This is a genomic window from Bifidobacterium intestinale (genome assembly GCF_023656765.1).
Lineage (GTDB): Bacteria > Actinomycetota > Actinomycetes > Actinomycetales > Bifidobacteriaceae > Bifidobacterium > Bifidobacterium hominis.
The window spans coordinates 428342-447660 of sequence record NZ_JAMOKR010000001.1; the positions used below are offsets into that span (position 1 = coordinate 428342).

Consider the following 19319-nt stretch of genomic DNA (forward strand, 5'->3'; position numbering starts at 1 on the left):
AGCACTGCACCCGAGGTTGCCGCAGGGTGGCACACCCGGGGTCCCCGCCCTGGTATCGGGTCAGATGCCGAACGTTCTGAACGGCATCGAACTTGGTTTGATGGTCTGCTTGCCGGCCAGCAGCGCTCGTGCATGTTCGTCTGTCTTGTCGCTCTTGAACCTGTTGCAGATGCGGTGCGTGAGCCTGCAGTTCGCGAAGCTGTATGGATCACCGCCGCGTGAGACTGGTATGAGTTCGTCTACTTCGGCGCTCATGGGATGCGGCGACTTCAACGTCTTGTCGACGGGCCGTCCGCAGATGGCGCACGTGTCGTAGGCGGCGAGCACGCGCCTGCGCAGCATGTCCCTGCGATGCCCGTTGCTCCGGCGCGGGTTACTCCTGGCACTCATCGTCGAACACCCTGCGGAACGCGATCGACGCCCGGTCGAGCAGTCGTTCGAACTTTTCGGCGTCGAACATGGCGCACTCGCCCGGCTCACCCGACAGCGGGACAGGCACGCTCATCACGGCGAGCTGCCGGTCCGCGTTGTCCGTGATCTTGAGCGTGATGGTGGGCGGCATCATGCACCTCCCTCAATATGCGAAAGCCCCGCACCAAAGGTGGGGCTGAACTTATGAGATACGTTTCTTTCGTAATTCTCCATACGCACTTGTCGTTATTTTCAGTACCCGATATATGCAGAACGCTAAATGAGTCATTAGCCATACAACAATCGCTGAAACTACTTTTTTCCCTATATCAGGTAATTGACCATATATCCCAAGGGAAGACCCCATAGAGGTCAATATAGTTATTCCGAGAGCAAGAGCCGACGAGTATACGACGCTGAAGAACATGTCATCCACGAGTCGTGTAAGTTTTAAATTCTCAGCTTGAATTTCTCCATTTTTCACGCGTTCTCGCAAATTTTGATTATATGTCATTCTAAGTTCAAATACGAAGATAGCGTGTGCGAACAATAAACCTCCGAGGACACCTAAAGCCGATACGATAATATCGGCGTTTACCGCAAACCGTCCAAAACAAAAATCCAATATTGCGACAATCGTCGGACACAATAATTCCCGCAATACGTATTTCCACGCAATATTTCGACCATCGTCCGATTCACGAATCTTCGGAGCCAATGTATCCATGTAGTGATAGAGGATGCCGTTATGATTCAAGTTCATATCTATCACCATTTTGCGGATTTACCTGTTCAAATAATGTATTCCAGTCAATAACTTCTGAGTCCGGTATCTCTTCATGCATCTCTCCACTGTCCCATCCAGTTTCAAGACGAATCTGTTCATCATGATATTTGCGAAAGATAGAATCAGAAAGTACACGCCTTAGTTGTCCGTTATCCAAACGTGGCTCACCGTCTCCGGTAATAACCTCACGAATTTTCGGACTCTTCTCATTGCCGATTGTGAACGTCTTTTTGCGACCATCGATTCCCGCAGCCTCGACCAGGACTCCTTGTTTGGGAATGGATTCATTATTCAATGACGGAATTGTCAGCATCCCTTCCCTTCCCATATTCTTTTTCCTCAGCGCCCGCCAGAATCTCGGATTAAGCACAGAGACACCCTTCGGAGGCAGAACAACCAATGCCATGCGGCCATACATCGTTTCCTTGGGATCATCGTCCAATCCGTTATCGACTGTCAGCTGTTGGTCGGTGCTGCTAATGGGAATTTTCATCGAAACAAGGCTACTTGAATCCAGCCACGCTTCCTTTTCGAGAATCCCATCGATTTTCGCGACCAATCCCGGGATAAAAGCACGTAAGCATTTCGCGAAATAGTCAATCACAAATTTTCCGTTAATGGAATTCATGTGTTCGACGGCAAAGATCGCCATCTTCACATCATCGCCTCTAGGGCAGCAAAAAACTATTCTGACTGTTTTCACGGCGGCTTCGTCGGGATTGATGTCTCTAACAACGTTGCCACGAAGTATGTCCAGCAATTGGCCACTTTCACCGTACTGACCGGACAACACATCAATCAGCACAAGCCGTCCATGGACTTCGTAATCGCTTACGGAATATATTCGTTCCCGTCTCTCATCTTTGAGAATGATACCCTTGACGTGTTCTAAATAGGAACATAGATATGCTAAGACACTGTATCCGCCCCCGACATCCAGAACGTCGCGAGGAATATCTGGATTCTTTTTCCGCGTTTTTACAGTAAAGGCGTAGTAGTCAACAGTACTTCTGACCATCCATGCTCCCCAGCTTGAACGATATCGGTGTAGTTTGCGGTTGTTACCACAGATTCTACACACGGCCGGGGATCATGGCGCTTCGGGTGCTGGGGATTACCCGGAGCGTCATGGAGCGGATGGCGCAGGATTCGCACCTGCGGACCCGTCAAGGTCTCCCGCTTAGCGAGCGGGTGCATTCGGCTGCTCCGCCAACCATCCCGGATATGAATCGAGGGCCTGAACGTGATTCACTGGCATGATTCAGACCCTCTAATCCACTGACAATTTTGCGTTGCACTTTCGATTTTGTCAAATCGAGTCGCGTCGCATGACCTGTCCATGCACGTCGGAAAGCCTGTACAACGGCTGCCCCTTCACGTTTTCACCAACCGGTTGGAACCTGCCGCGCTTGCGCCATGAGCGAATCGTGTTCGCGTTGCACTGGAATCCGCATTCGCGCAGCAGTTCCGCACACTCCCCCGCCGTGAACGCCCTGCCCGATTCGATGCACTCCCGCAGGAAACCCAATCGCACATCGACCACGCGATAAGCGTTGCCGCACACCGGACAATCAACGCTCACCGCGCCGACCTCCGCACTCAGCTCCACTCCACACAGAGGATTCAGGCACCTGCCGATGCCGTGCCTGGATGGTGGCACGTCGATGATGGCCAGCGTCTTGCGCACCAACCGCTCCCAGTCATGCCAGATCAAACCGATGTCCGGCAGTCGGTTCAACCGCTGGCATGACCAGCATGCCTTGAGCATGTCGACGATGGACGGGACCGCGATGCTTGTGGCCCATGGCATGGCCGGCGGCGCATACAATCGACACCACAACGCCGTCACCGCATCCTCGATCTCCTGCAGATGGTCAACGACCGAGAGTCTGATCGGCGTGGGCGCGAACTGCAGGTTGACACGTCCAGGCTGGTGGCCTCCGTAATGCGCCGTCGAATCCAGGAACTCGCGCAGGGCTTGGATCCATGACGGATAGTCGTGGATCCATCCCCTCAAAGCGGTCTCGCACTTGTCGCACATCGTGGCCTGGATACGGCACTCCCCGCCGCACACTCGGCACATGCCGGCGAGCGCTGGCTTGTTTTGTTTGGTTTGTGCTGGTTGTGTCTGGTTTGGTGTTGGTTGGGATTCGTTGTTTTGTTCGTTCATTTGTTCGATTCCCTCCGGCGTGGTAGTCTGGTTTGTGGTGTTGCCAGGGCCCGGCCGGAAGGTCGGGTTCTTTGTTTATTCGGTGGCGGAGTCCTGTTTTTCGAGGTGGACGTGTTCGATCTTGGCTCTATGGCGGAGCAGATTGGCGTATTCGTCCATGACATCAAGCTGCCTGCTCAACAGAGTGATCGGGCAGGCGGGCTCGAAGTCAAGCGTGCCATCCGCATACCGCTGCAGCATGCCCCTGAGCCTGCCGGCACGAGCGGTCAACTCACGGTATTCGACGCGCATCCGCTCCTCATAATCGGATCCGTCGGCGCTCGCGGGTTGCGCTTGGTCGGCGGTGGCGAGCACTTCGATGGCTTGGCGCAGGTATCCGTCGTGGATCCATTCGGGTGCGGTCTGCCATTCCTCGTGGATGATTTCGGTGGAGTCCTTGCGGAGCGCCCATTTGAGTCCGAACAGGCGTTCGGCGACGGCTTCGGTGCGCGCGTCGATCGGCGGCAGTGGCGGTTCGAGTGTTTTATCGCTCATTTTTTCGTGTTTCCTTTCAGTTGATGGTTCTTTTCGTCAAGGCGTATCTCATTTCCCGGCACATGTCGGCGAGCGCGTATTTGACTGTTATGTGGGTGATGTCCTGTCTTATAAGCGCGTTGTTGTTGAGGTAGCGTAGGGCGGCGTCTATTTCGATTTCGGTCGGTGGTTTGAGTCGTCCTGCGATGAAGCCCTGCACGTAGGCGTCGGAGGCAATCTGCGCGATGGTCTTGTCCGTGGAGACCGGGATGGGTTCGCCGCGGACATATTCAGTCTCGAAGTCGAGTTGGCTTTTGCGATTCATATGTTCTTCTTTCCGAGTCGCAGCCTGCCGCCCCACACTCCCTGCACCGAGTAGCCATCGATGCGTGGGTGTTCGTCGGCGAACCTGCCGCACTGTTTGATGACCGGGCATCCGCTGCAAACTTCCTGCGCCTTCCTTATGGCCATCACGTCCTTCGGTTTGGGGAAGAAGATCTCCGGATCGTAGCCGAGACATGCGGCACTGTCTCTCCACCCGCTCATTTGAGCGCCCTTACCGGTACTGATTCCATTAGCTTCCGGTACGTCGTCAAAGGGATGACCGCGGTTGGTTTGAAACCGAAACGCTGCATGCATTCCGGGCACACCTCGTCCGCCGTTGTCGCCTGTCCGTTGAAGATGGCGATGACCTCGTAAACTGGGCTTGATACCAGCGTGCGGCAAAAGTCGCACCGATGCATGTCCCTCGTGGTGAGTTCGCCATACTGCAGTTCGAACGGGTTCGTCTGTTCATCGCTCATTTCGCGCCCTCCGTTGACCAATTCGTCACGCTGCGGCAGGAACGGATTCGACCCATCCCTTTCCTCCACGGCATCGGCGAGCGCCTTCCTGATCTCGTCCCTGGCGTAGAGGAAGGCGTTGTGTCGGGTCTGGGCGTAGCCGCCGAAGGGGGTATTGCCGTCCCTTGTCGCGGCGCGGACGGCTTCGAGTTCCTGGTCGATGAGTTTGTTGAGCACGCCGATGGCGATGTCTGCTTCACTGTCTTTCATTGTTGTTCCTTTTCCTTGTCGTGTTCCGCCGACCATCTGAGCAGGGCGTTGACGGCGATTTCGCACGCCTGCCGTTCCTCGTCGTCCTCTGGCGCGATGTATATGGCGCCGTCCTGGATTCTGATTTTCACCGTGGTTCCTCGTCCGCTCCGCTGACGTGATTCCAGTCGCATGACAGGCCGCCCTTCTTGAAGCCCGAGTAAACGACACAGTCCACTTTCCTCGTGTCGGTCAGAGTGATGACGCATTCCGTGAATACGTCGGCCCCGGCGGAGCACTGCGAGTCGACGGACCTGACCGCATGCGCCGGCGTGGCAGGTTCCGCCGCGCTTCCGCATCCTGCGAGCGCGGTGCAGAGGGTGAGGGTGATGGCGGTGAGTGTGGCGCAGATGGTGTTTCTCATTGTTCGTTCCTTTGATGGTGGCTGGCGTGGTGGTTCCAGAGGCGGATGGCTTTTTTGAGGTTTTTACCGTCGACGTGGAGGATGCATTTGTGCCGGCAGTTGGGACAGATGCAGCCGTAGATGGTGTTGACCGGTTTGCGGGTTCGGAGTTTGTAGATGGTGCCGAGGGTCAGGATGAGCGGCCGGGACTTGCGGCATGCCGGGCAGGGTGCAGGTCTGCGCCATTTGCGTGGGTTGGTGGCGATTCTGACGGTGTCTGTGTGGTGCATTTCATTCCTTTCCGTAGATGGCGAGGCTTCGTATGCCGTCGCTCATGCTGTTGGAACATGTGTTCGGATCGTGGTCGATGATGTCGTTTCCGATGCCTTGGAAGCGGAGGGTGGCGGCGCATAGGAGGATCACTGCCGAGATGCTCATCACCTTGCTGCTTTCGTGGCGACGTATCGGACCGGATGATCGGAGAGGTGGCGGATGATGCGCGCGTATTGACGGATGTCGCGGTCGAGGCATGCGTCGGTGCGGTGGGCGCTGGCTGCAGGCGTCTCCTCTTCCGGTTTCACATCCCAGCCGGCGGCTTCGAGACTGTCGCGGAGGGTGGCCATGTCGATGCGGTGGTAGTGCAGCGGGAGGTTCGGGCAGAGTCGGCCGATGAAGTCGAGGTCGAACTGCGGGTTGCTGCCGGCCGGATGGAGGGTGAACGATTGCGCGAGGCTGTCGACGTATTCCTCGAGCGCGTTCGCCGTCGCCTCTTCCGTATATCCGGCGTCGAGTGCGTCTTCGAGCAGTCCGTTGGCGCAGTGCATGCGCCACGCCTTGAGGTTCCCGTCCGTAATGGATGCCTTGCGGCCTTGCAGTCCGATGACGCGGTGGAAACCTCCGACGCACCGCACGCCTCTCATGTCGGTGCAACGCATTTCCACCTCGAGGATCCTGTCATGGTCCGGGTCGAGCCCCGTGGTCTCCACGTCCATCCATAGCAGCATGTCGGGCTTGTCAATGGTCATTCCGTTTCCCTCCTGTCGATGTCGAGTGTGGCGACCTCCATGGCTGTCAGACGGGTCGCGGTGCCGTCCATGTTCAGCCGCATCCACCTGCCTTCCCAGTCGAGCACTGGAACGTCACGCGGATCCGTGCCGAGCGGCACGATCATCCCGAGGCGTTCGGCCTCGGCCACATGCTGGTGGACCCACCCATGGCAGCCGGTCGTGCCCGAACCGCACAGCTCGATGATGTTGACTGGGCTGTGCCTCACATCCGGATCCGCCGCGCGGCGCAGTTGACGGTGATGGCCGGAACGTCCAGGCCAGCGAGCCGGATCGTGGATGTTCGTCCCGCAGCGCAGGCAATGCCAGCCCTGGCGTTCCAAAGCGATGCGCTTCGAGTCCTCGAACTCACTCACAACGCGCTCCTTCCTGCATCAGGCCGTTGACCAGCACCAGACATGAAGTGCAGTTCGTTCTTAGTCCGGAGGCCATCGCGGCGATGCCGTTATCGGCCTTGCCGCCGGCGAGCGCCTGGAGTTCGATGTTCGCCGCGGTTTCCGCGGTGTCGGTGATGAGTTGGACGAGTCTGTTGATCTGTTCCTTGGTCATTCGTCTTCCTCCTCGTCTTCTTCCGTGATGGCGGCAACAAGCTGGTCGAGGTGTTCGGCCTCGTCGTCGGATGGCTCATAGCCGAGGTCTTGGAGGATCAGGTAATAGCCGGGGATGCGGCGGCTGACGTTGTCGTCGCCACTCCAGTCCCAGTCATTTGGGCTGATGAACCATTCGATTCTGGCGGTGAGGATCATGACCGCGTATGTCGGCCAGTCCGGTGAGTCGAGGTGCGTGTGGAGTTCCGCGAGCGCCTGTTCCGGTTTGATGCCGGCGATGGCGGCGAACTGTTCCCGGGCGCATGCGGCGTCGTTCCAGGTGTGTAGGTCTTTGGTGAAGCCGGTCGGGTCCGGGTCAATTGTCTGCAGGAGTCCGAGCCTTGCCGTGGTCTCGATGAGCTTGGCGCGCTTGATGGCATGGAGATGGCCGTGGAGCCATGCCATGCGCTTGTCAGCCGTCGTGGCGGCGTATTCCTCGAGCACGTGCTGTCGGGCGTCGCGTTCGGCCTGTTCGGCGGCTCGCTGGGCTTCCTTTTCGGCTTCGGCGGCCGCATCACGACGATCCCAGAGGTATATCGTCTGCGTCGCTTCATGGACGGAGACCGCGTCTGGATTCTGCTTGCGGAGCTCTTCGATGGTTTCTTCCGGAGTGCCCGCGGCGGGGAAGATGGCGCCGGAGTAATGCCATTCGGAATCCGAGAAGGTCTCTCCGGGATCCTCGATGACGTTGAGACCGGTGGTGCCGGTGGCGAAGAGCGCGGAGACATCGGCGAACCACTGGCTCCGGCGATCTTCCACTTCGATGTTGTGGAGGATGTAGTCGAAGTTCGAGGTCCCCGCGGCGTGCGCGAGGCGTTCCTGACGGTCCGGCTGGCCGTCGTATCGTGCGATGGCCATGAGTTGGCCGATGGTGAGCTGGTCGAAGTCGTCGCGTGTCTTCCTGACGTCCGCCTTGATGCTCGCCGCTTTCGCTCTGTCACGCACATAATCGGCGCTTCGGCCGAGCCTGTGCGCGACGGCGGCGGTGGTGGCTCCGAGGTCGAGCATGCCCTGGATGGCGTCGGCCTCCTCGAGGACGGTGAGCTGTTCGCGCTGGCAGTTTTCGGTGACCATGGCCTCCAACTGCTGCAACGGGTCTAAGTCAAGCACGAAACACGGCACGGCTCCGGTGCCGGCCTGCTTGCATGCGGCGAGACGACGATGGCCGGCGATGACACGATAGCGCTCGCCGTTGGGTACGACGGAGAGCGGCGAGAGCAGGCCGTTGGCTTTGATGCTGGCCGCGAGGTCGGTCACGTCGCCGATGTTTTTGCGTGGATTGTCGGGGTGGGGGTCGATGAGGCTGGTGTTGATGAGCTTGATTTCGTTGCTTTGGTAGTTGCTCATTGCTTCTCCTTGCTGGTTTCTTGTCGGTTGTTGAGTTCGTCTGCGCATGCCTGGCATGCCTTCCACCATTCGCTTGGGTTGCCGTTGCGGAGGCTTCCGGTGTGGTCGTATTCGTCCTCGTGTGGATCCATGAGCTGGTGGACGTGTTCGCAGTTCCAGGTGTGCTTGTGTGGTCGGGTGGGTGTGATGGGTTCGGGCGCCCATGTCTCCCATTGGTCGCGGAGCCATGTGTTGAGCCGTGGGATGTGGCCGCTGCGGACTTGACCGTCGGTGACGGCGCGCTTGTAGCGGCGGAGCGCGGTCTGGAGTCGGGTCAGTTCGACAGGGTTTCCGGCGATGGCCGCGTACAGGCTTCGCGCCTCGGCTTCGGTCTTGCGGCCTTTCGCGCCGACGGATCCGGGATAGGCTTCGGCGAAACGGTCGAAGCCGGATTCCGGCGTATCGGTTTGCTTCGGTTTGCCGGCGGGAGGGGTCGGAGAGGGTATATCGGTATCGGTATCGGTTTTATGCCATGTTTTTGCTTGGCCATCGTCTAGCAAGTTGCCAGACGTTTCGCCAGCGGTTTTGCTCCCGTTTTGCTCCCCGTCTGCTTGGCAATCGTCTAGCAATTTGCTAGACGGTTGCTTGGCCTTTTGGTTGGCGGCCTTGCGGCGGCCTCCCTTGCTTCCGGCTTTGCGGCGGGCCTCGCGCTGTTCCTCGGTGAGCATCTTGGGCTCCTTGCATATGCCTTCGGCGTAGACAGGGCGCCAGCCTCCGTCGTGCTCCTCCATGAGGCCCGAGTCGATGAGCTGCTGCAGCTGCTTCATGGTGCCGCCGGCGTCCTTGAGGTCGAGCTTGTCGAAGTGGCCGGGATACGCGGCCGGGTCCTTGGCCTGCATCGAGACGCCTTTGGAATGGATGACGCACAGCTTGACCCACAATCCCACAGTGGCGAGAGGCAGGCGGCGGATGCGCCTGTCGTCGGCCATCTGGTCGTCGATGATGAACCACATCTCTTCTTCTCCTTCCTGTGGTTCAGTCGATCTCGCCGGTGTCCGGATCGACGGTCGCCTCCACGTCGCCGTCGTCCATGTCGAGACTGCGGCGCAGGTCGTCGATGAGGATCATCTGCCGTGACGTGGCTGGCTTCGCGCACATGTTCTCCATGGCCAGGCCGGCGTCGAGGATGCGCTGAGCGAGGTCTGCGCAGTCGTACACGGCTTCGGTGATGGCGTGGATGCCGCCCCACTTGTCGATGTGCTCCTTTTTGTTTTTGGTGTCCATGACGTTGCGGCATGCCTTGAGCACGACGGCCGCGGCCTTGGTGACCTGCTGGGTCTTGCCGATGAGGTCGATGAGCGTGTCTGGCGTGGCCTCCTGCGGGATGAGCGCCTGTTGTTCGCTGGCTTTCATTGCTGCTCCTTAGAAATCCGGTTCCGGATCGGGTTTGCCGAAACCTCCGAATGATGACCGGTCGTCCGACGGAGCGCCCCACGGATCATCGGCAGGTGCGGCCGGTTGCGTGGACTGGGCCGGCTGTTGGCTCCAGCCGCCCGCTCCGGTGTTGACGGTCGGCGTCTGCGCGGCGGGATTGCCGTAGACGGGACCTTGCGGCCGTCGGTCGATGCGGGCGACCTGCGCGGTGGCGTAGCGCAGGCTCGGGCCGATCTCGTCGACCTGCAGCTCTATGACGGTGCGATTGGATCCGTCCTGTGCCTGGTAGGAACGCTGCTGCAGACGGCCTTGTGCGATTACGCGCATGCCCTTCGCAAGGCTCTGCGCGCAATGCGAGGCCATGTCACGCCATGCCGAGCAGCGCATGAACAACGCCGCCCCATCCTCGTACTGGCCGGTCTGCTTGTTGTATACGCGCGCGGTGTTTGCGATGGTGAAGCTGGCGACCTGCGCGCCCTGGCCGGTGGTTCTCAGTTCCGGATCCGCGGTGAGGTTGCCGACGATGGTGATGACGGTCTCGCCTATGGCCATGTCACTCTCCCCTCACGTATCCGGCGGGCGCCGGGCCGAGCTGGCTTGGATCCTTGGCCTTCCACGCGCATTTCGCGCGCAGGCATCCGGCCTCGCGGTCGATGACGATCTCGCCGAAGCGCGCCGGCGCGACCATGGTGAGGTTCCATCCACTGTCGCGGTTGAGCGTGGATATGGTTTCGTACAGTTCGTCGATCAGTTCGGCGGACGTCATGCCGGCGCTGGCGGGTGTGAGCGGCCATTCGAACCACTTCTCGCCTTCCGGTCTGCTTGGTGTTTTGCTTGGCAACGTTTGCCTCCTTTGGATTGATGTCGTGCCGGGACGCGGATTCGAACCGCGCATCCATCCGCCGACGTGACCTGAACACGCCGATCCATGGCGCCCGCCTCCAATCGCGGGCCCCGGCGAAGGCCGGACGGGAGGAGAAGAGAGAAGATGACCCGTCCGGCCGGTTTTAACGTCTTTTCCTTGACGCGCGGGCGGTTCCGGCATGGCCGCGCATGACGAACCACGTCCATGCCGCAATGTGTGCGGAACCGCCCAAGTCCTTCACTGCCGTTGCTCGTCCAGCCAGCGCGCGAAGCGGGGGTCGGAGCACAGGCGACGCATGATGACGGCCGTCGGGATGAGCACCGCGAACGGCACGGCGATGAGATGTTCGATCGGGTGCGTGCACGCCGGCGTGCAATACAGCACCCACATGGCCAGTAGCCACACCGCGAAGATCAGCTGGTGCAGGATGATGCGGGCAAGAGCCTTCATCGTTTTGCCTCCGCTTTAGAATCAGTGGAATGGACATCAATGTGGTCACCGGCGTCGTTGGCGCCGTCACGGGATTGGTTGGCGGTGTCTCCGGATGTGTCGCCTTGTTCCAAACGCATGCTGGAAACAAGCTCGCCAAGGACGCCAACGACTCGGCGGAAGAAGCCAACGGGATCGCCGCCGACTCGAAGGGGATCGCCGAACACGCCAACGACCTTGCCGGCAAAGCGAACGAGATAGCAGCAGACGCGAACGCGATCAGCCAACGGGCGTTGGCAGTCACCGCCGACCAGACGGTTTACAAGTGGAGGGTCGAGTACGATGGAGAAACTTCCACCGTCTTCCTTGTCAACGATTGCGGCAACATCGCACGAGACGTTCATGTGTTCGTCCGCTTTGAAGACCAGACCATTGCGCAGGCGCGCGTCGACAAGACAATGCCGTTCTGCGAGATCGCGCTCGAAAGCGAGTTCTTCTCCAAGCAGATAATCAAAGACCAATCCGAGATCGACGCCATCAACTCCGGAAACGGCTTCTTCTTTGCCGACATCGGAACATGCCGCGTCACTGTACACGTCACATACACCACCGAACTGGGCAGCAGACGCAACACTGAGATCGAGCAGCGCCTGACCAACAGCCAAAGGCATTGATTCCATCACAGCTCCTTGTTGATGGTGTCGATAACGATGTCCACGAGGTCGGGCACGTCGAGATCGACGTATCCGACGATGTGACCGAGCGAACGCCTTGCTTCGATGTCGTCCCACCCGTCGCCGCAGGCCGGACTGATGGCGTCGCCATGGTCCTCAAATTCCCTGAATATCGCTTCGACGCAGGCTTTGCGGATGTCGCTCATTTGTCCTCCTTTTCTTCCCATGGATCAGGCCACGGGATATCGGTACGCCAGTCGTTGTCGGTCATCACGCACCCACCTCTTCCTCGTATTCGGCCGTGCACTGGTACAGGTGTTGCGCGAAATAGGCGATCATCTGCTCCTTCGGATACATGACGATCCGTCCCACCTTCACGAACTTCGGGCCGATGCCCGCGCTACGCCAGTACGCCAGGGTGCCTTCCTTGATGCCGCAGTTGTCCGCGATGTCCTTCGTTGTGTTCATCGGCTTCAACGCCGCCGCCAATGCGGCGAACACCCTGACTTTGTTTCCTTCGAATTCGAAAGGCTGGATTTGGTTGTTCATTGGATTCTCCTTGGATTTTTGATTGCTCCTTCGCATATGCTTGTGATGTTCAATCCGAGCATGAAAGGAGGTGAAATGGATAAGAGCTTTCTTAAAATCGATGGTGTTGTGCTTCCGGGCGCTCCAGATTTCCTTGTCGAACAGTTCAACGAAATCGAGGAGATTCTGAAAGGAATGAAGCCCGGAGAACGCAAAAGCAGAACCTTCATCGCGAGAACCAACGATGACAAAGAGAACATAATCACCGTTTCTCTGCATTGCGGTACCACAATGAGCCTCGACATCATCGATGATGGTTCCGATGCTTATCAAGCGTGTGCTGAACGCTTGAAGAACTAAGGACCGTTCTCTTAAAATCTCTCGAACCATCTTCTGAATCGCCGTCCGCGAGAGAGAGTTCCAATTCCTCGCGGACGGCTTTCCTTATCGCGCCAAGCATCGCCGGGTGCAGGCGTTCGAACTCCTCAACGGAAATCGGGTTCATGGATTCGTCCGGCGTCTCGGCCGGAATGTTGATGCTCATTTCGGATTCTCCTTAGAATCGTTTTGTGCCGTTAGCTGTTGAGCCACAGATTGATGAAGATCGTGATGACGCTCACCACCGCGCAGGCGATGGAGAACCAGGTCGCTATCGTTTCCATGTGGGAACACCTTCCTTTTGATTGCTTCCGTCGGTGAGCGCTTCGGATTGTTGGTTGTGGGTGTGGTGTCGGGCGGCGGAGAAGCGGCCGCCCGACGGTTCCCCTACACTGGTTGCAAGCAGCACGGCGATTACCGGTCGCCACGCGGACCAGATAGGAGAAGAATCGATGAATGGGTTATGGGTGACCATCGCTGGATGGGCGGTGACTATCGGCGTATCCGTCGTCGGTTGGGTCATCACCGGGAGAAGGGCCGCGAATAGTGGGAAGACCGATACGGAAAGGTTCGAAAGACGTCTCTCGCTGTTCTCGGAGCAACTGGACGCCATGCGGGACTCTTCGGATTCGCTGCATAGGCAGGTCGATCTATTGGAACGCAAGGTGTCCGTTCCGGACTGGATCATCGAACATCCAAGTCCGAGACCGAACAACGTCATGTTCGTGATCAGGAACCGCAACACGTTCGACGCGTATGACGTGCGCTTGGAGGCCGATGGGTGCGAACCGGTTGTGTTGGGCAACATAGCAAAGGGGTCGTCGCGCAAGTTCGAGTTCGTCGCCGCCGTTCTTGGGCGAGCGGATAATGTCATCATCAGTTGGCTCGATTCCCCGCAGGCGACGGAACGTATGAACCTGCCGATGGCGATGCCGGAAAGACGATAGCCAGGAAGCGGCGCAGTGCGTCGCCTTCGAGCTCGATCATTTCAGCCAAGGTCACGTATGCCTTGCCGTCCCATATGTCCACATGGATCGGATGCTCACTGGGATCGAAGAGCGTTCTCCCGCTCACGCCCAGAGCGTCTTCGAGTTCTTTGGGCGCGCAGTCGATGTCGGTGATATCGAACGACGTGTTCATTTCAGTTCTCCTCCTTGCTGTTGGCATTGTTGACTGTCGCGTTTTCCAGCGCATCGGCGAGCGCCGATTGCGGTTCTTTTTCTTCTGAATTTGCTGCAATGAAGATGTCAAGACCGTCTTGCCATTTCAATGCCGGAGCAATCTTGTCGAGAACGCGAATCGGCCATTCCCGTTGATTGCGCATGTATCGATTTATGACGACCCGATTGATTCCAACTGCGTCGGCGACGTCGGATTGAGTGATTCCAAGTCGAGCCATCCTGACTTTTATTGCCTGTGTCACGTATTCATTGCTTGTCACATCACCTCCATTCCCCGAATATTCGGGACTTTGTTCGACGTTTACCGGATATTCGGTGAACATGCTTTCAATGTACTCCCGAATATTCGGTATGGCAAATTCGACACGCCGAACGGTGTAAAGATGTAACTTCCCGAAAATTCGAATACAGTCATCGCTATGGATAGCAGCACAACACGCACCGATCTGGTGATTTGCAAATATATCAGCCAAGCAATGGAAGCCAATGGCATTACCCAGGCCGACCTCTCCAAGGCTCTTGAAGGACGATCAAAAGGTTATGTCAGCGACCGAGTACTCGGTAAAAGAAGTTGGGCAATCAGCGAGTTAGACAGACTCGCTCCACTCTTTGGGCTTCCGGACGCTCTTTCACTGGTCGCGGCAGCCTGTGGGTCAATCTCCAGCGACACCGCACGAGCCTACGAGGCCCGCGAGCGCGAATCCCGGATCACCGATGATCTCATCGACCGTATCGCCGCGCACCCCGAAGACTATGACATGGCCGCAAACAGGGATCCGAACGCGCGTTTCGAGGCCGAGACTCCCGATGAGTAGGGTAATGGACGGACGCTAATTGCTATTATTCATCTTTAAGCGCTTTATCTTGACTAATATTGACTCATAGTTTATGGTTTCTATCAAATAGAATTGTATTTGAGAAAGCGGTGACCTTAATGAGCATGGAATATAAGACTTTGGCGAGACTGTTCCACGCCGACAGGAGCGCGGACTCCTACACCAACCACGACAGGCTCGCCAAACAGCGCCTCGAGGACGACTCCACCTTCGCGACCGGAATCGGCACGCCCCTGGGCGAACTGTTCATCGCCACACCGCGCTGCATGTGCATGCTCACGCAGAAGGTGCTTCTCGCCGAACGCCGGGTATCGGCCATGTGGAAAAGCATCCCAGGAGTCATGCGGTGGAACTACATCCACCACGCCATATCCGAGGAGCTGCTCGCCACAAACGAGATGGAAGGCGTCAGGTCGACACGTAAGGAGACGGAAGCGGCCGTGGCCGCCGCCCGGCAGGCCAAGGCCGACGGCGATATGGAGAAGGCTCGGTTCGGCGAGTTCGCGAAACTGTATCTCAACCTCACCGACCACGATGTCGAACTGCCCAAGACCCTTGAGGATATCAGGGACATCTATGACAAAATCGCCCTCGACGAGATTGAAGACAAGGACAGGCCCGACGGGGAACTGTTCCGGAAAGGCGACGTGGAAGTGCAGGGACCGCACGGCACGGTCATCCATAGCGGAGTCAGCGGCGAGGCTCGGATATCGGCACTGCTGGCGCAGATGATAGACCTCGCCCGTTCGGATACCATACCGTTCCTGCAGAGGGCCATCGCCAGCCACTTCCTGTTCGAGTACATCCACCCGTTCTACGACGGAAACGGCAGAACCGGCAGGTATCTGCTCGCGCTCTATCTCAGCCATGACCTCACACTGCCCACCGTGCTGTCCCTCTCCAAGACAATCGCGGAGAACAAGAACGAATACTACAAGGCTTTCACAGAGGCCGAGGACAAGCTCAACTGCGGGGAACTCACGTTCTTCGTATATACCATCCTCGGATTCATCGAACGCGCGCAGAAGTCCTTGATCGAGGAACTCGGCATTAAGATCGATCAGCTTGGCAAGGCGACCGACCTGCGCGACGAACTGCGGAATGAGCATGCGATGTCCAAGAATGCGACGCTGCTTCTTTACGCGGTCATGCAGGAGGAGCTGTTTGACACCACCAAGTCCATGACGCTCGAAGACGCTGAAGTCGACCTCAGGCTGACGAAGCAGACAGTCCGCAAATACGTGGATGAACTTGCGAGCGCGGGTCTCATCGAATTTGTTGGGAAACGTCCACTCAAGTTCAGGGCCTCCGAAGCGTTGCGTGCGCGTATGGGTGTGGGCACCATACCTATGAAAGAGGATTTTTAAAATCGAAACGATTTCAGGTTTGATCGAGCATGCGGAATCCATGGGCCTGTCGGTCGTGTCGCGTGACCTTCCACGCGACATATGCGGACTGTACGATGACCGGCATGGACTCATCCTATTAGCCGACTGGCTCAACCAGCGCCAGCGCCGTTGCACGCTGTGCCATGAGCTCATCCACGCGAAACACCACGATCCAGGCTGTGGTAGCCAATACGGGTTGAAGTGCGAGCGCCGGTGTCGCAGGGAGACCGCGCTGGCGTTGATCAGTCCCGTGGACTATGGCATGGTGGAGCAGATATACGAAGGCAATACGTGGATGATGGCCGTGGAATTGGGCGTCACCATCCAAGTACTGTCGGACTATCGGCAGCTGTTGTACGATTCCGGCGTGTGCGTGCAATAAAAGAAGCTCAGCGTCCACATACCGCGACGGGAAACAAAAAAGGGTCCCGCCCGAACACAGTCGGACGGAACCCAAGGAACCAACAATCAGCATTTCCGTTTTCACCAAAATGAGGTTCCACGCACAGTGTAGCGCGGATCCTCGGAAAGAGACAACCATGGCCAGAGCGTTCGTAGACGACAGATGGCTCAAAAACGACGAGGACGGCAACCCGCCCAGCAGGGCCGCGAAACAGTCGCTGGCCAATGCGAAGGATCCGATGAAAGCCAATGTGCCCGGCAAATGGCGGTCCGCGCTGTACGGCCAAGGCTCACGGTGGAGATGCCGCTGGTACACGCTTCGAGACGGCAAACGCGTCCAGAAATCACGGAACTTCGCCAAGCTCCGTGACGCTGAGGAATACGCAGCGGCCATCGAGGACGACATCAGACGCGGCAAATACCGCGACCCGCAGCAGGAACTACGCATCTTCCGGGACGTTGCCTCCGAATGGACGGACGGCAAGATGGATATCAAACAGGGCACTTTGGGCAGATACCGCCGCGAATTGCGCGTTTATATCAACCCCAAGTGGGGCGATCGCACACTGAGGGAAATCCAACGCGACGAACTGCAACAGTGGGTCACGCAGCTCACCGAAGGCGGGTATCCCGCCGAACTGCAGGACGATCGCGAATCGAAGCCATTGAGTCCACGCAGCATCCGCAACATCGTCAAGGTCGTCATGGGCGGTGTCATGGAATTCGCTTTGGAGCACGGCTGGATCGGAGAGAACCCCATTGAAAAGGTCACCGTGCCGCGCATCACGCAATCCGATGACGACATGGTGTTCCTTACCGTCGAGGAGGTGGAGTTGCTGGCCGGCATGGCCGAACGGGCAGGACGGCCGGTAGACGGGCTGATCGTCCGCTGGCAGGCATACACCGGTGCCCGCATTGGCGAGACGCTGGCACTCAAATGCGGCGACGTGGATGTGGAATCACGCAGGGCGCGCATTCGCCGCACTTGGACCGACGACGGCAAAGGCAGGCTTGTGCTGGGCACGCCGAAGAACGGCAAACCGCGCAGCATCGCCATACCCAGATTCCTTATACCGTCCATCGAACGGCAGATGGAGGGCATGGGCGACGACGACTGGCTGTTCCGCGCGGCAAGAGGCGGGAACCTGTGGACGAACACGTGGCGGACGCGTGTCTGGCGAAAGGCCGTCCGACTGGCCGGCATGGAGGACGAGGGCGTGACCATCCATAGTTTGAGGCATAGCTATGCGAGCTTTGCGATTGCTCAAGGCGCGGATGTGAAGACCCTACAGATGCAGCTCGGCCACTCCTCACCCAGCATCACGCTGAACACATACACGGCTCTCTGGCCGGAACGATTGGACGATGTGGCGGACGCGATTGGCGAGCTGCGCGCTGAACAGTTGAAGACCGTCTAGACGCGGAGGTTGCGCGGTCATCGTGTCGAATCGTGTCGATAGCCTACGGCCAAGAAAAAATAAAGCCTTGGAAACGTAATGTTTCCAAGGCTTCCGGTCGGGCTGACAGGATTTGAACCTGCGACATTCTGCTCCCAAAGCAGACGCGCTACCAAACTGCGCTACAGCCCGTTCCTGCTCGCTTTCAGCGAACCCGCGTTGCGGAATCGCATCATGTGAACACGAGTTTCTATTATAGCGTATGGTTGGACAACGACAGACTTACAATAGCGTTTCGGAAGGGAGAGTGGCATGGGACGTCATCAGCAGGCTGAATCATCGGGCATTATCTCCTTTGTAATATGCGCCATCATCGCTTGGTTTGTCATGAACGCTTACACGCAGTTCGCTCCCGCCATTTGGCGTGTCACGCAACGACTGTTCACCGTCTGCTCGGGAATCGTGGCAGGATGCGGTGTTATATCATTCAGTCTGGGTTATGCACGAAAATCACGCTCGCTGACGCTCAAACATGGTTGGGCTATTCCTGTCCGTCGTATTTTCGAAATCCTTGCGCTTTCCGTGGTGTATGCCTCGACCATTTTCGTCATGTCGTTCATGATGTTGTCCATCATCAACAACATGATGGGCATCCGCACGCTGAAAGGCTATCTGCCAATCCTATGCGCGGCCATCGCAGGCGTTGTAGGCTATATAACTTTCGTACAGGCGGAACTTATGAACGCCAAAACGATCGCTTCCCTACTGCCGTTTTTCGTGGTGTCTGGCGTGAGCATCGCAGGATTGACGTCCGACGATCCATACTGGTACAACAACAATTTCTCCCAATTGGGTGACCGTACGACGTTCGCCGCACGTATGTTCAATTCGACGCTGATGCTCGCGGGCATCTGCATTGTGATCATCAGCTATTTCGCCGTTTCCGAGCTCATCACCACGTATCGTCTGCAATTGCAGTATCTGGATTCCAACTCCACCAATGAAACGCCGAAGCATTTCCGTACGAGGATTCTGCTGCTGTCGATCATGTTGGCGTTGGCCGGCATCGCCTTCATAGGCATCGGCATGTTCCGTTACACGCCGCATCCGATTTTGCACAACGTGTTCGCCCGCGGCCTGCCATGTTTGATGAGCATGCTGATGATTGCCCTGCCTTGGCTTGCCCCGCAACTTTCAAAGATCGTATACGTGGTTTCCGATCTTGCGATTGTGATTGGCGCTTATGCCGGATTCCAATGGCTGAGCGGGCATAACACGCTGACGAACGTGGAGGCGTTGGCCGGCATGATGTTCCTTGGCTGGTTCATCATTTTCTCGCGTCAGATTGCCGCCATCGAAGCGGATCGCGTGCAGACGCAGCTGATACTGGCGCAATCCGAGAGACCCCACTCCGTCGAGGATCTTGCGGAAGTCAGCGAAACTGTTCCCGACACTGTTTCCCGGCTTGCTTCGGAAGTCTAAAAAACGTAGCTGGAAAACAGTGTCGGAAAAACA

32 protein-coding genes and 2 tRNA genes are annotated in these 19319 nt (G+C 57.7%); 7 read left to right on the plus strand and 27 right to left on the minus strand.

Annotated elements, in window-relative coordinates; genetic code table 11:
• Positions 1-60 precede the first annotated feature (60 nt).
• From NBH13_RS01850 to NBH13_RS01950, 22 genes are all read right to left on the minus strand, one after another.
• A complete protein-coding gene (locus tag NBH13_RS01850) occupies positions 61-390 on the minus strand; it encodes an HNH endonuclease (protein WP_085408279.1) in 330 nt (109 codons plus the stop codon).
• Complete coding sequence (locus tag NBH13_RS01855) at positions 374-565, minus strand: hypothetical protein (RefSeq protein WP_085408278.1); 192 nt, start codon at positions 563-565, stop codon at positions 374-376. The genes NBH13_RS01850 and NBH13_RS01855 overlap by 17 nt, the downstream gene beginning before the upstream one ends.
• 48 nt (positions 566-613) lie before the next feature.
• Positions 614-1174 (minus strand): hypothetical protein, encoded by a 561-nt coding sequence (locus tag NBH13_RS01860; protein WP_126386327.1) that lies wholly within the window; start codon positions 1172-1174, stop codon positions 614-616.
• The gene (locus tag NBH13_RS01865; protein ID WP_250778664.1) at positions 1158-2216 is read right to left on the minus strand and encodes a hypothetical protein; all 1059 of its coding nucleotides are present in this window, start codon (positions 2214-2216) and stop codon (positions 1158-1160) included. Before NBH13_RS01865 ends, NBH13_RS01860 begins: the two co-directional genes overlap by 17 nt.
• A 116-nt stretch (positions 2217-2332) precedes the next feature.
• Positions 2333-2417, minus strand: a tRNA-Ser gene (locus tag NBH13_RS01870).
• Between the two features lie 90 nt (positions 2418-2507).
• Positions 2508-3368 (minus strand): hypothetical protein, encoded by an 861-nt coding sequence (locus NBH13_RS01875; RefSeq protein WP_250778665.1) that lies wholly within the window; start codon positions 3366-3368, stop codon positions 2508-2510.
• A 75-nt stretch (positions 3369-3443) separates the two neighbouring features.
• Positions 3444-3902 carry a crAss001_48 related protein gene (locus NBH13_RS01880; protein ID WP_250778667.1) on the minus strand — a complete coding sequence of 153 codons (459 nt, stop codon included), beginning with the start codon at positions 3900-3902 and terminating at the stop codon, positions 3444-3446.
• A gap of 16 nt (positions 3903-3918) precedes the next feature.
• Positions 3919-4206, minus strand: a complete 288-nt coding sequence (locus NBH13_RS01885; protein WP_250778669.1) for a hypothetical protein — start codon at positions 4204-4206, stop codon at positions 3919-3921.
• A complete protein-coding gene (locus NBH13_RS01890; protein ID WP_250778670.1) occupies positions 4203-4427 on the minus strand; it encodes a WhiB family transcriptional regulator in 225 nt (74 codons plus the stop codon). The genes NBH13_RS01885 and NBH13_RS01890 overlap by 4 nt, the downstream gene beginning before the upstream one ends.
• A complete protein-coding gene (locus NBH13_RS01895; RefSeq protein WP_250778672.1) occupies positions 4424-4933 on the minus strand; it encodes a hypothetical protein in 510 nt (169 codons plus the stop codon). The genes NBH13_RS01890 and NBH13_RS01895 overlap by 4 nt, the downstream gene beginning before the upstream one ends.
• Positions 4930-5064 carry a hypothetical protein gene (locus NBH13_RS08665; protein ID WP_284702941.1) on the minus strand — a complete coding sequence of 45 codons (135 nt, stop codon included), beginning with the start codon at positions 5062-5064 and terminating at the stop codon, positions 4930-4932. The genes NBH13_RS01895 and NBH13_RS08665 overlap by 4 nt, the downstream gene beginning before the upstream one ends.
• Positions 5061-5336 carry a hypothetical protein gene (locus NBH13_RS01900; protein ID WP_250778674.1) on the minus strand — a complete coding sequence of 92 codons (276 nt, stop codon included), beginning with the start codon at positions 5334-5336 and terminating at the stop codon, positions 5061-5063. The genes NBH13_RS08665 and NBH13_RS01900 overlap by 4 nt, the downstream gene beginning before the upstream one ends.
• Positions 5337-5606: 270 nt before the next feature.
• On the minus strand, positions 5607-5753 hold the full coding sequence (locus NBH13_RS01905) for a hypothetical protein (RefSeq protein ID WP_250778676.1): 147 nt from the start codon (positions 5751-5753) through the stop codon (positions 5607-5609).
• The gene (locus tag NBH13_RS01910; RefSeq protein WP_250778678.1) at positions 5753-6340 is read right to left on the minus strand and encodes a 3'-5' exonuclease family protein; all 588 of its coding nucleotides are present in this window, start codon (positions 6338-6340) and stop codon (positions 5753-5755) included. Before NBH13_RS01910 ends, NBH13_RS01905 begins: the two co-directional genes overlap by 1 nt.
• Positions 6337-6735 (minus strand): hypothetical protein, encoded by a 399-nt coding sequence (locus NBH13_RS01915; RefSeq protein WP_250778680.1) that lies wholly within the window; start codon positions 6733-6735, stop codon positions 6337-6339. The genes NBH13_RS01910 and NBH13_RS01915 overlap by 4 nt, the downstream gene beginning before the upstream one ends.
• Positions 6728-6928: a hypothetical protein gene (locus tag NBH13_RS01920; RefSeq protein WP_250778682.1), complete on the minus strand. Its 201-nt coding sequence runs from the start codon at positions 6926-6928 to the stop codon at positions 6728-6730. The genes NBH13_RS01915 and NBH13_RS01920 overlap by 8 nt, the downstream gene beginning before the upstream one ends.
• Positions 6925-8313 carry a ParB/RepB/Spo0J family partition protein gene (locus NBH13_RS01925; protein WP_250778684.1) on the minus strand — a complete coding sequence of 463 codons (1389 nt, stop codon included), beginning with the start codon at positions 8311-8313 and terminating at the stop codon, positions 6925-6927. The genes NBH13_RS01920 and NBH13_RS01925 overlap by 4 nt, the downstream gene beginning before the upstream one ends.
• Positions 8310-9305: a hypothetical protein gene (locus NBH13_RS01930; RefSeq protein ID WP_250778686.1), complete on the minus strand. Its 996-nt coding sequence runs from the start codon at positions 9303-9305 to the stop codon at positions 8310-8312. The genes NBH13_RS01925 and NBH13_RS01930 overlap by 4 nt, the downstream gene beginning before the upstream one ends.
• Before the next feature lie 22 nt (positions 9306-9327).
• Complete coding sequence (locus tag NBH13_RS01935) at positions 9328-9705, minus strand: hypothetical protein (protein ID WP_250778688.1); 378 nt, start codon at positions 9703-9705, stop codon at positions 9328-9330.
• Positions 9706-9714: 9 nt separating this feature from the next.
• Positions 9715-10278 carry a single-stranded DNA-binding protein gene (locus NBH13_RS01940; protein ID WP_250778690.1) on the minus strand — a complete coding sequence of 188 codons (564 nt, stop codon included), beginning with the start codon at positions 10276-10278 and terminating at the stop codon, positions 9715-9717.
• A 1-nt stretch (position 10279) separates the two neighbouring features.
• A complete protein-coding gene (locus NBH13_RS01945; RefSeq protein ID WP_250778692.1) occupies positions 10280-10567 on the minus strand; it encodes a hypothetical protein in 288 nt (95 codons plus the stop codon).
• Between the two features lie 261 nt (positions 10568-10828).
• Positions 10829-11041 carry a hypothetical protein gene (locus NBH13_RS01950; RefSeq protein WP_250778693.1) on the minus strand — a complete coding sequence of 71 codons (213 nt, stop codon included), beginning with the start codon at positions 11039-11041 and terminating at the stop codon, positions 10829-10831.
• A gap of 29 nt (positions 11042-11070) precedes the next feature.
• Between NBH13_RS01950 and NBH13_RS01955 the strand changes: the two genes are divergently transcribed.
• A complete protein-coding gene (locus tag NBH13_RS01955; RefSeq protein ID WP_250778695.1) occupies positions 11071-11694 on the plus strand; it encodes a hypothetical protein in 624 nt (207 codons plus the stop codon).
• 5 nt (positions 11695-11699) lie between these two features.
• On the opposite strand, the gene NBH13_RS01960 is transcribed toward NBH13_RS01955, so the two are convergent.
• From NBH13_RS01960 to NBH13_RS01970, 3 genes are all read right to left on the minus strand, one after another.
• On the minus strand, positions 11700-11900 hold the full coding sequence (locus NBH13_RS01960; RefSeq protein ID WP_250778697.1) for a hypothetical protein: 201 nt from the start codon (positions 11898-11900) through the stop codon (positions 11700-11702).
• Between the two features lie 64 nt (positions 11901-11964).
• Positions 11965-12501, minus strand: a complete 537-nt coding sequence (locus tag NBH13_RS01965; RefSeq protein ID WP_250778699.1) for a helix-turn-helix transcriptional regulator — start codon at positions 12499-12501, stop codon at positions 11965-11967.
• A 25-nt stretch (positions 12502-12526) separates the two neighbouring features.
• On the minus strand, positions 12527-12766 hold the full coding sequence (locus tag NBH13_RS01970; protein WP_151906211.1) for a hypothetical protein: 240 nt from the start codon (positions 12764-12766) through the stop codon (positions 12527-12529).
• A 286-nt stretch (positions 12767-13052) separates the two neighbouring features.
• On the opposite strand from NBH13_RS01970, the gene NBH13_RS01975 reads away from it, so the two are divergent.
• Entirely contained in the window at positions 13053-13547 is a 495-nt protein-coding gene (locus NBH13_RS01975; RefSeq protein WP_250778701.1) for a hypothetical protein, read from the plus strand.
• Between the two features lie 194 nt (positions 13548-13741).
• Here NBH13_RS01975 and NBH13_RS01980 read toward each other — a convergent pair whose 3' ends face one another.
• Positions 13742-14104, minus strand: coding sequence for a helix-turn-helix domain-containing protein (locus NBH13_RS01980; protein WP_117759415.1), 363 nt, complete (start codon positions 14102-14104; stop codon positions 13742-13744).
• 96 nt (positions 14105-14200) lie between these two features.
• Between NBH13_RS01980 and NBH13_RS01985 the strand changes: the two genes are divergently transcribed.
• The 4 genes from NBH13_RS01985 (at position 14201) to NBH13_RS02000 (ending at position 17825) form a co-directional block, all read left to right on the plus strand.
• Positions 14201-14596 carry a helix-turn-helix domain-containing protein gene (locus NBH13_RS01985; RefSeq protein ID WP_250778703.1) on the plus strand — a complete coding sequence of 132 codons (396 nt, stop codon included), beginning with the start codon at positions 14201-14203 and terminating at the stop codon, positions 14594-14596.
• A 119-nt stretch (positions 14597-14715) separates the two neighbouring features.
• Complete coding sequence (locus NBH13_RS01990) at positions 14716-15984, plus strand: Fic family protein (RefSeq protein ID WP_250778711.1); 1269 nt, start codon at positions 14716-14718, stop codon at positions 15982-15984.
• A gap of 19 nt (positions 15985-16003) precedes the next feature.
• On the plus strand, positions 16004-16387 hold the full coding sequence (locus tag NBH13_RS01995; RefSeq protein ID WP_250778713.1) for an ImmA/IrrE family metallo-endopeptidase: 384 nt from the start codon (positions 16004-16006) through the stop codon (positions 16385-16387).
• Between the two features lie 157 nt (positions 16388-16544).
• Positions 16545-17825: a tyrosine-type recombinase/integrase gene (locus NBH13_RS02000; protein WP_162182096.1), complete on the plus strand. Its 1281-nt coding sequence runs from the start codon at positions 16545-16547 to the stop codon at positions 17823-17825.
• A gap of 97 nt (positions 17826-17922) precedes the next feature.
• On the opposite strand, the gene NBH13_RS02005 is transcribed toward NBH13_RS02000, so the two are convergent.
• A tRNA-Pro gene (locus NBH13_RS02005) sits at positions 17923-17996 on the minus strand.
• A gap of 120 nt (positions 17997-18116) precedes the next feature.
• Here NBH13_RS02005 and NBH13_RS02010 point away from each other — a divergent pair.
• On the plus strand, positions 18117-19286 hold the full coding sequence (locus NBH13_RS02010) for an ABC transporter permease (RefSeq protein ID WP_099570670.1): 1170 nt from the start codon (positions 18117-18119) through the stop codon (positions 19284-19286).
• The last annotated feature ends 33 nt before the right edge of the window (positions 19287-19319 follow it).

Coding starts and splice junctions, on each gene's coding strand:
- NBH13_RS01850 (WP_085408279.1), bottom strand. CDS start 390: ATGAGTGCCAGGAGTAACCCGCGCCGGAGCAACGGGCATCGCAGGGAC.
- NBH13_RS01855 (WP_085408278.1), bottom strand. CDS start 565: ATGATGCCGCCCACCATCACGCTCAAGATCACGGACAACGCGGACCGG.
- NBH13_RS01860 (WP_126386327.1), bottom strand. CDS start 1,174: ATGAACTTGAATCATAACGGCATCCTCTATCACTACATGGATACATTG.
- NBH13_RS01865 (WP_250778664.1), bottom strand. CDS start 2,216: ATGGTCAGAAGTACTGTTGACTACTACGCCTTTACTGTAAAAACGCGG.
- NBH13_RS01875 (WP_250778665.1), bottom strand. CDS start 3,368: ATGAACGAACAAAACAACGAATCCCAACCAACACCAAACCAGACACAA.
- NBH13_RS01880 (WP_250778667.1), bottom strand. CDS start 3,902: ATGAGCGATAAAACACTCGAACCGCCACTGCCGCCGATCGACGCGCGC.
- NBH13_RS01885 (WP_250778669.1), bottom strand. CDS start 4,206: ATGAATCGCAAAAGCCAACTCGACTTCGAGACTGAATATGTCCGCGGC.
- NBH13_RS01890 (WP_250778670.1), bottom strand. CDS start 4,427: ATGAGCGGGTGGAGAGACAGTGCCGCATGTCTCGGCTACGATCCGGAG.
- NBH13_RS01895 (WP_250778672.1), bottom strand. CDS start 4,933: ATGAAAGACAGTGAAGCAGACATCGCCATCGGCGTGCTCAACAAACTC.
- NBH13_RS01900 (WP_250778674.1), bottom strand. CDS start 5,336: ATGAGAAACACCATCTGCGCCACACTCACCGCCATCACCCTCACCCTC.
- NBH13_RS01905 (WP_250778676.1), bottom strand. CDS start 5,753: ATGAGCATCTCGGCAGTGATCCTCCTATGCGCCGCCACCCTCCGCTTC.
- NBH13_RS01910 (WP_250778678.1), bottom strand. CDS start 6,340: ATGACCATTGACAAGCCCGACATGCTGCTATGGATGGACGTGGAGACC.
- NBH13_RS01920 (WP_250778682.1), bottom strand. CDS start 6,928: ATGACCAAGGAACAGATCAACAGACTCGTCCAACTCATCACCGACACC.
- NBH13_RS01925 (WP_250778684.1), bottom strand. CDS start 8,313: ATGAGCAACTACCAAAGCAACGAAATCAAGCTCATCAACACCAGCCTC.
- NBH13_RS01930 (WP_250778686.1), bottom strand. CDS start 9,305: ATGTGGTTCATCATCGACGACCAGATGGCCGACGACAGGCGCATCCGC.
- NBH13_RS01935 (WP_250778688.1), bottom strand. CDS start 9,705: ATGAAAGCCAGCGAACAACAGGCGCTCATCCCGCAGGAGGCCACGCCA.
- NBH13_RS01940 (WP_250778690.1), bottom strand. CDS start 10,278: ATGGCCATAGGCGAGACCGTCATCACCATCGTCGGCAACCTCACCGCG.
- NBH13_RS01950 (WP_250778693.1), bottom strand. CDS start 11,041: ATGAAGGCTCTTGCCCGCATCATCCTGCACCAGCTGATCTTCGCGGTG.
- NBH13_RS01955 (WP_250778695.1), top strand. CDS start 11,071: ATGGACATCAATGTGGTCACCGGCGTCGTTGGCGCCGTCACGGGATTG.
- NBH13_RS01960 (WP_250778697.1), bottom strand. CDS start 11,900: ATGAGCGACATCCGCAAAGCCTGCGTCGAAGCGATATTCAGGGAATTT.
- NBH13_RS01965 (WP_250778699.1), bottom strand. CDS start 12,501: ATGCAGAGAAACGGTGATTATGTTCTCTTTGTCATCGTTGGTTCTCGC.
- NBH13_RS01970 (WP_151906211.1), bottom strand. CDS start 12,766: ATGAGCATCAACATTCCGGCCGAGACGCCGGACGAATCCATGAACCCG.
- NBH13_RS01975 (WP_250778701.1), top strand. CDS start 13,053: ATGAATGGGTTATGGGTGACCATCGCTGGATGGGCGGTGACTATCGGC.
- NBH13_RS01980 (WP_117759415.1), bottom strand. CDS start 14,104: ATGTTCACCGAATATCCGGTAAACGTCGAACAAAGTCCCGAATATTCG.
- NBH13_RS01985 (WP_250778703.1), top strand. CDS start 14,201: ATGGATAGCAGCACAACACGCACCGATCTGGTGATTTGCAAATATATC.
- NBH13_RS01990 (WP_250778711.1), top strand. CDS start 14,716: ATGAGCATGGAATATAAGACTTTGGCGAGACTGTTCCACGCCGACAGG.
- NBH13_RS02000 (WP_162182096.1), top strand. CDS start 16,545: ATGGCCAGAGCGTTCGTAGACGACAGATGGCTCAAAAACGACGAGGAC.
- NBH13_RS02010 (WP_099570670.1), top strand. CDS start 18,117: ATGGGACGTCATCAGCAGGCTGAATCATCGGGCATTATCTCCTTTGTA.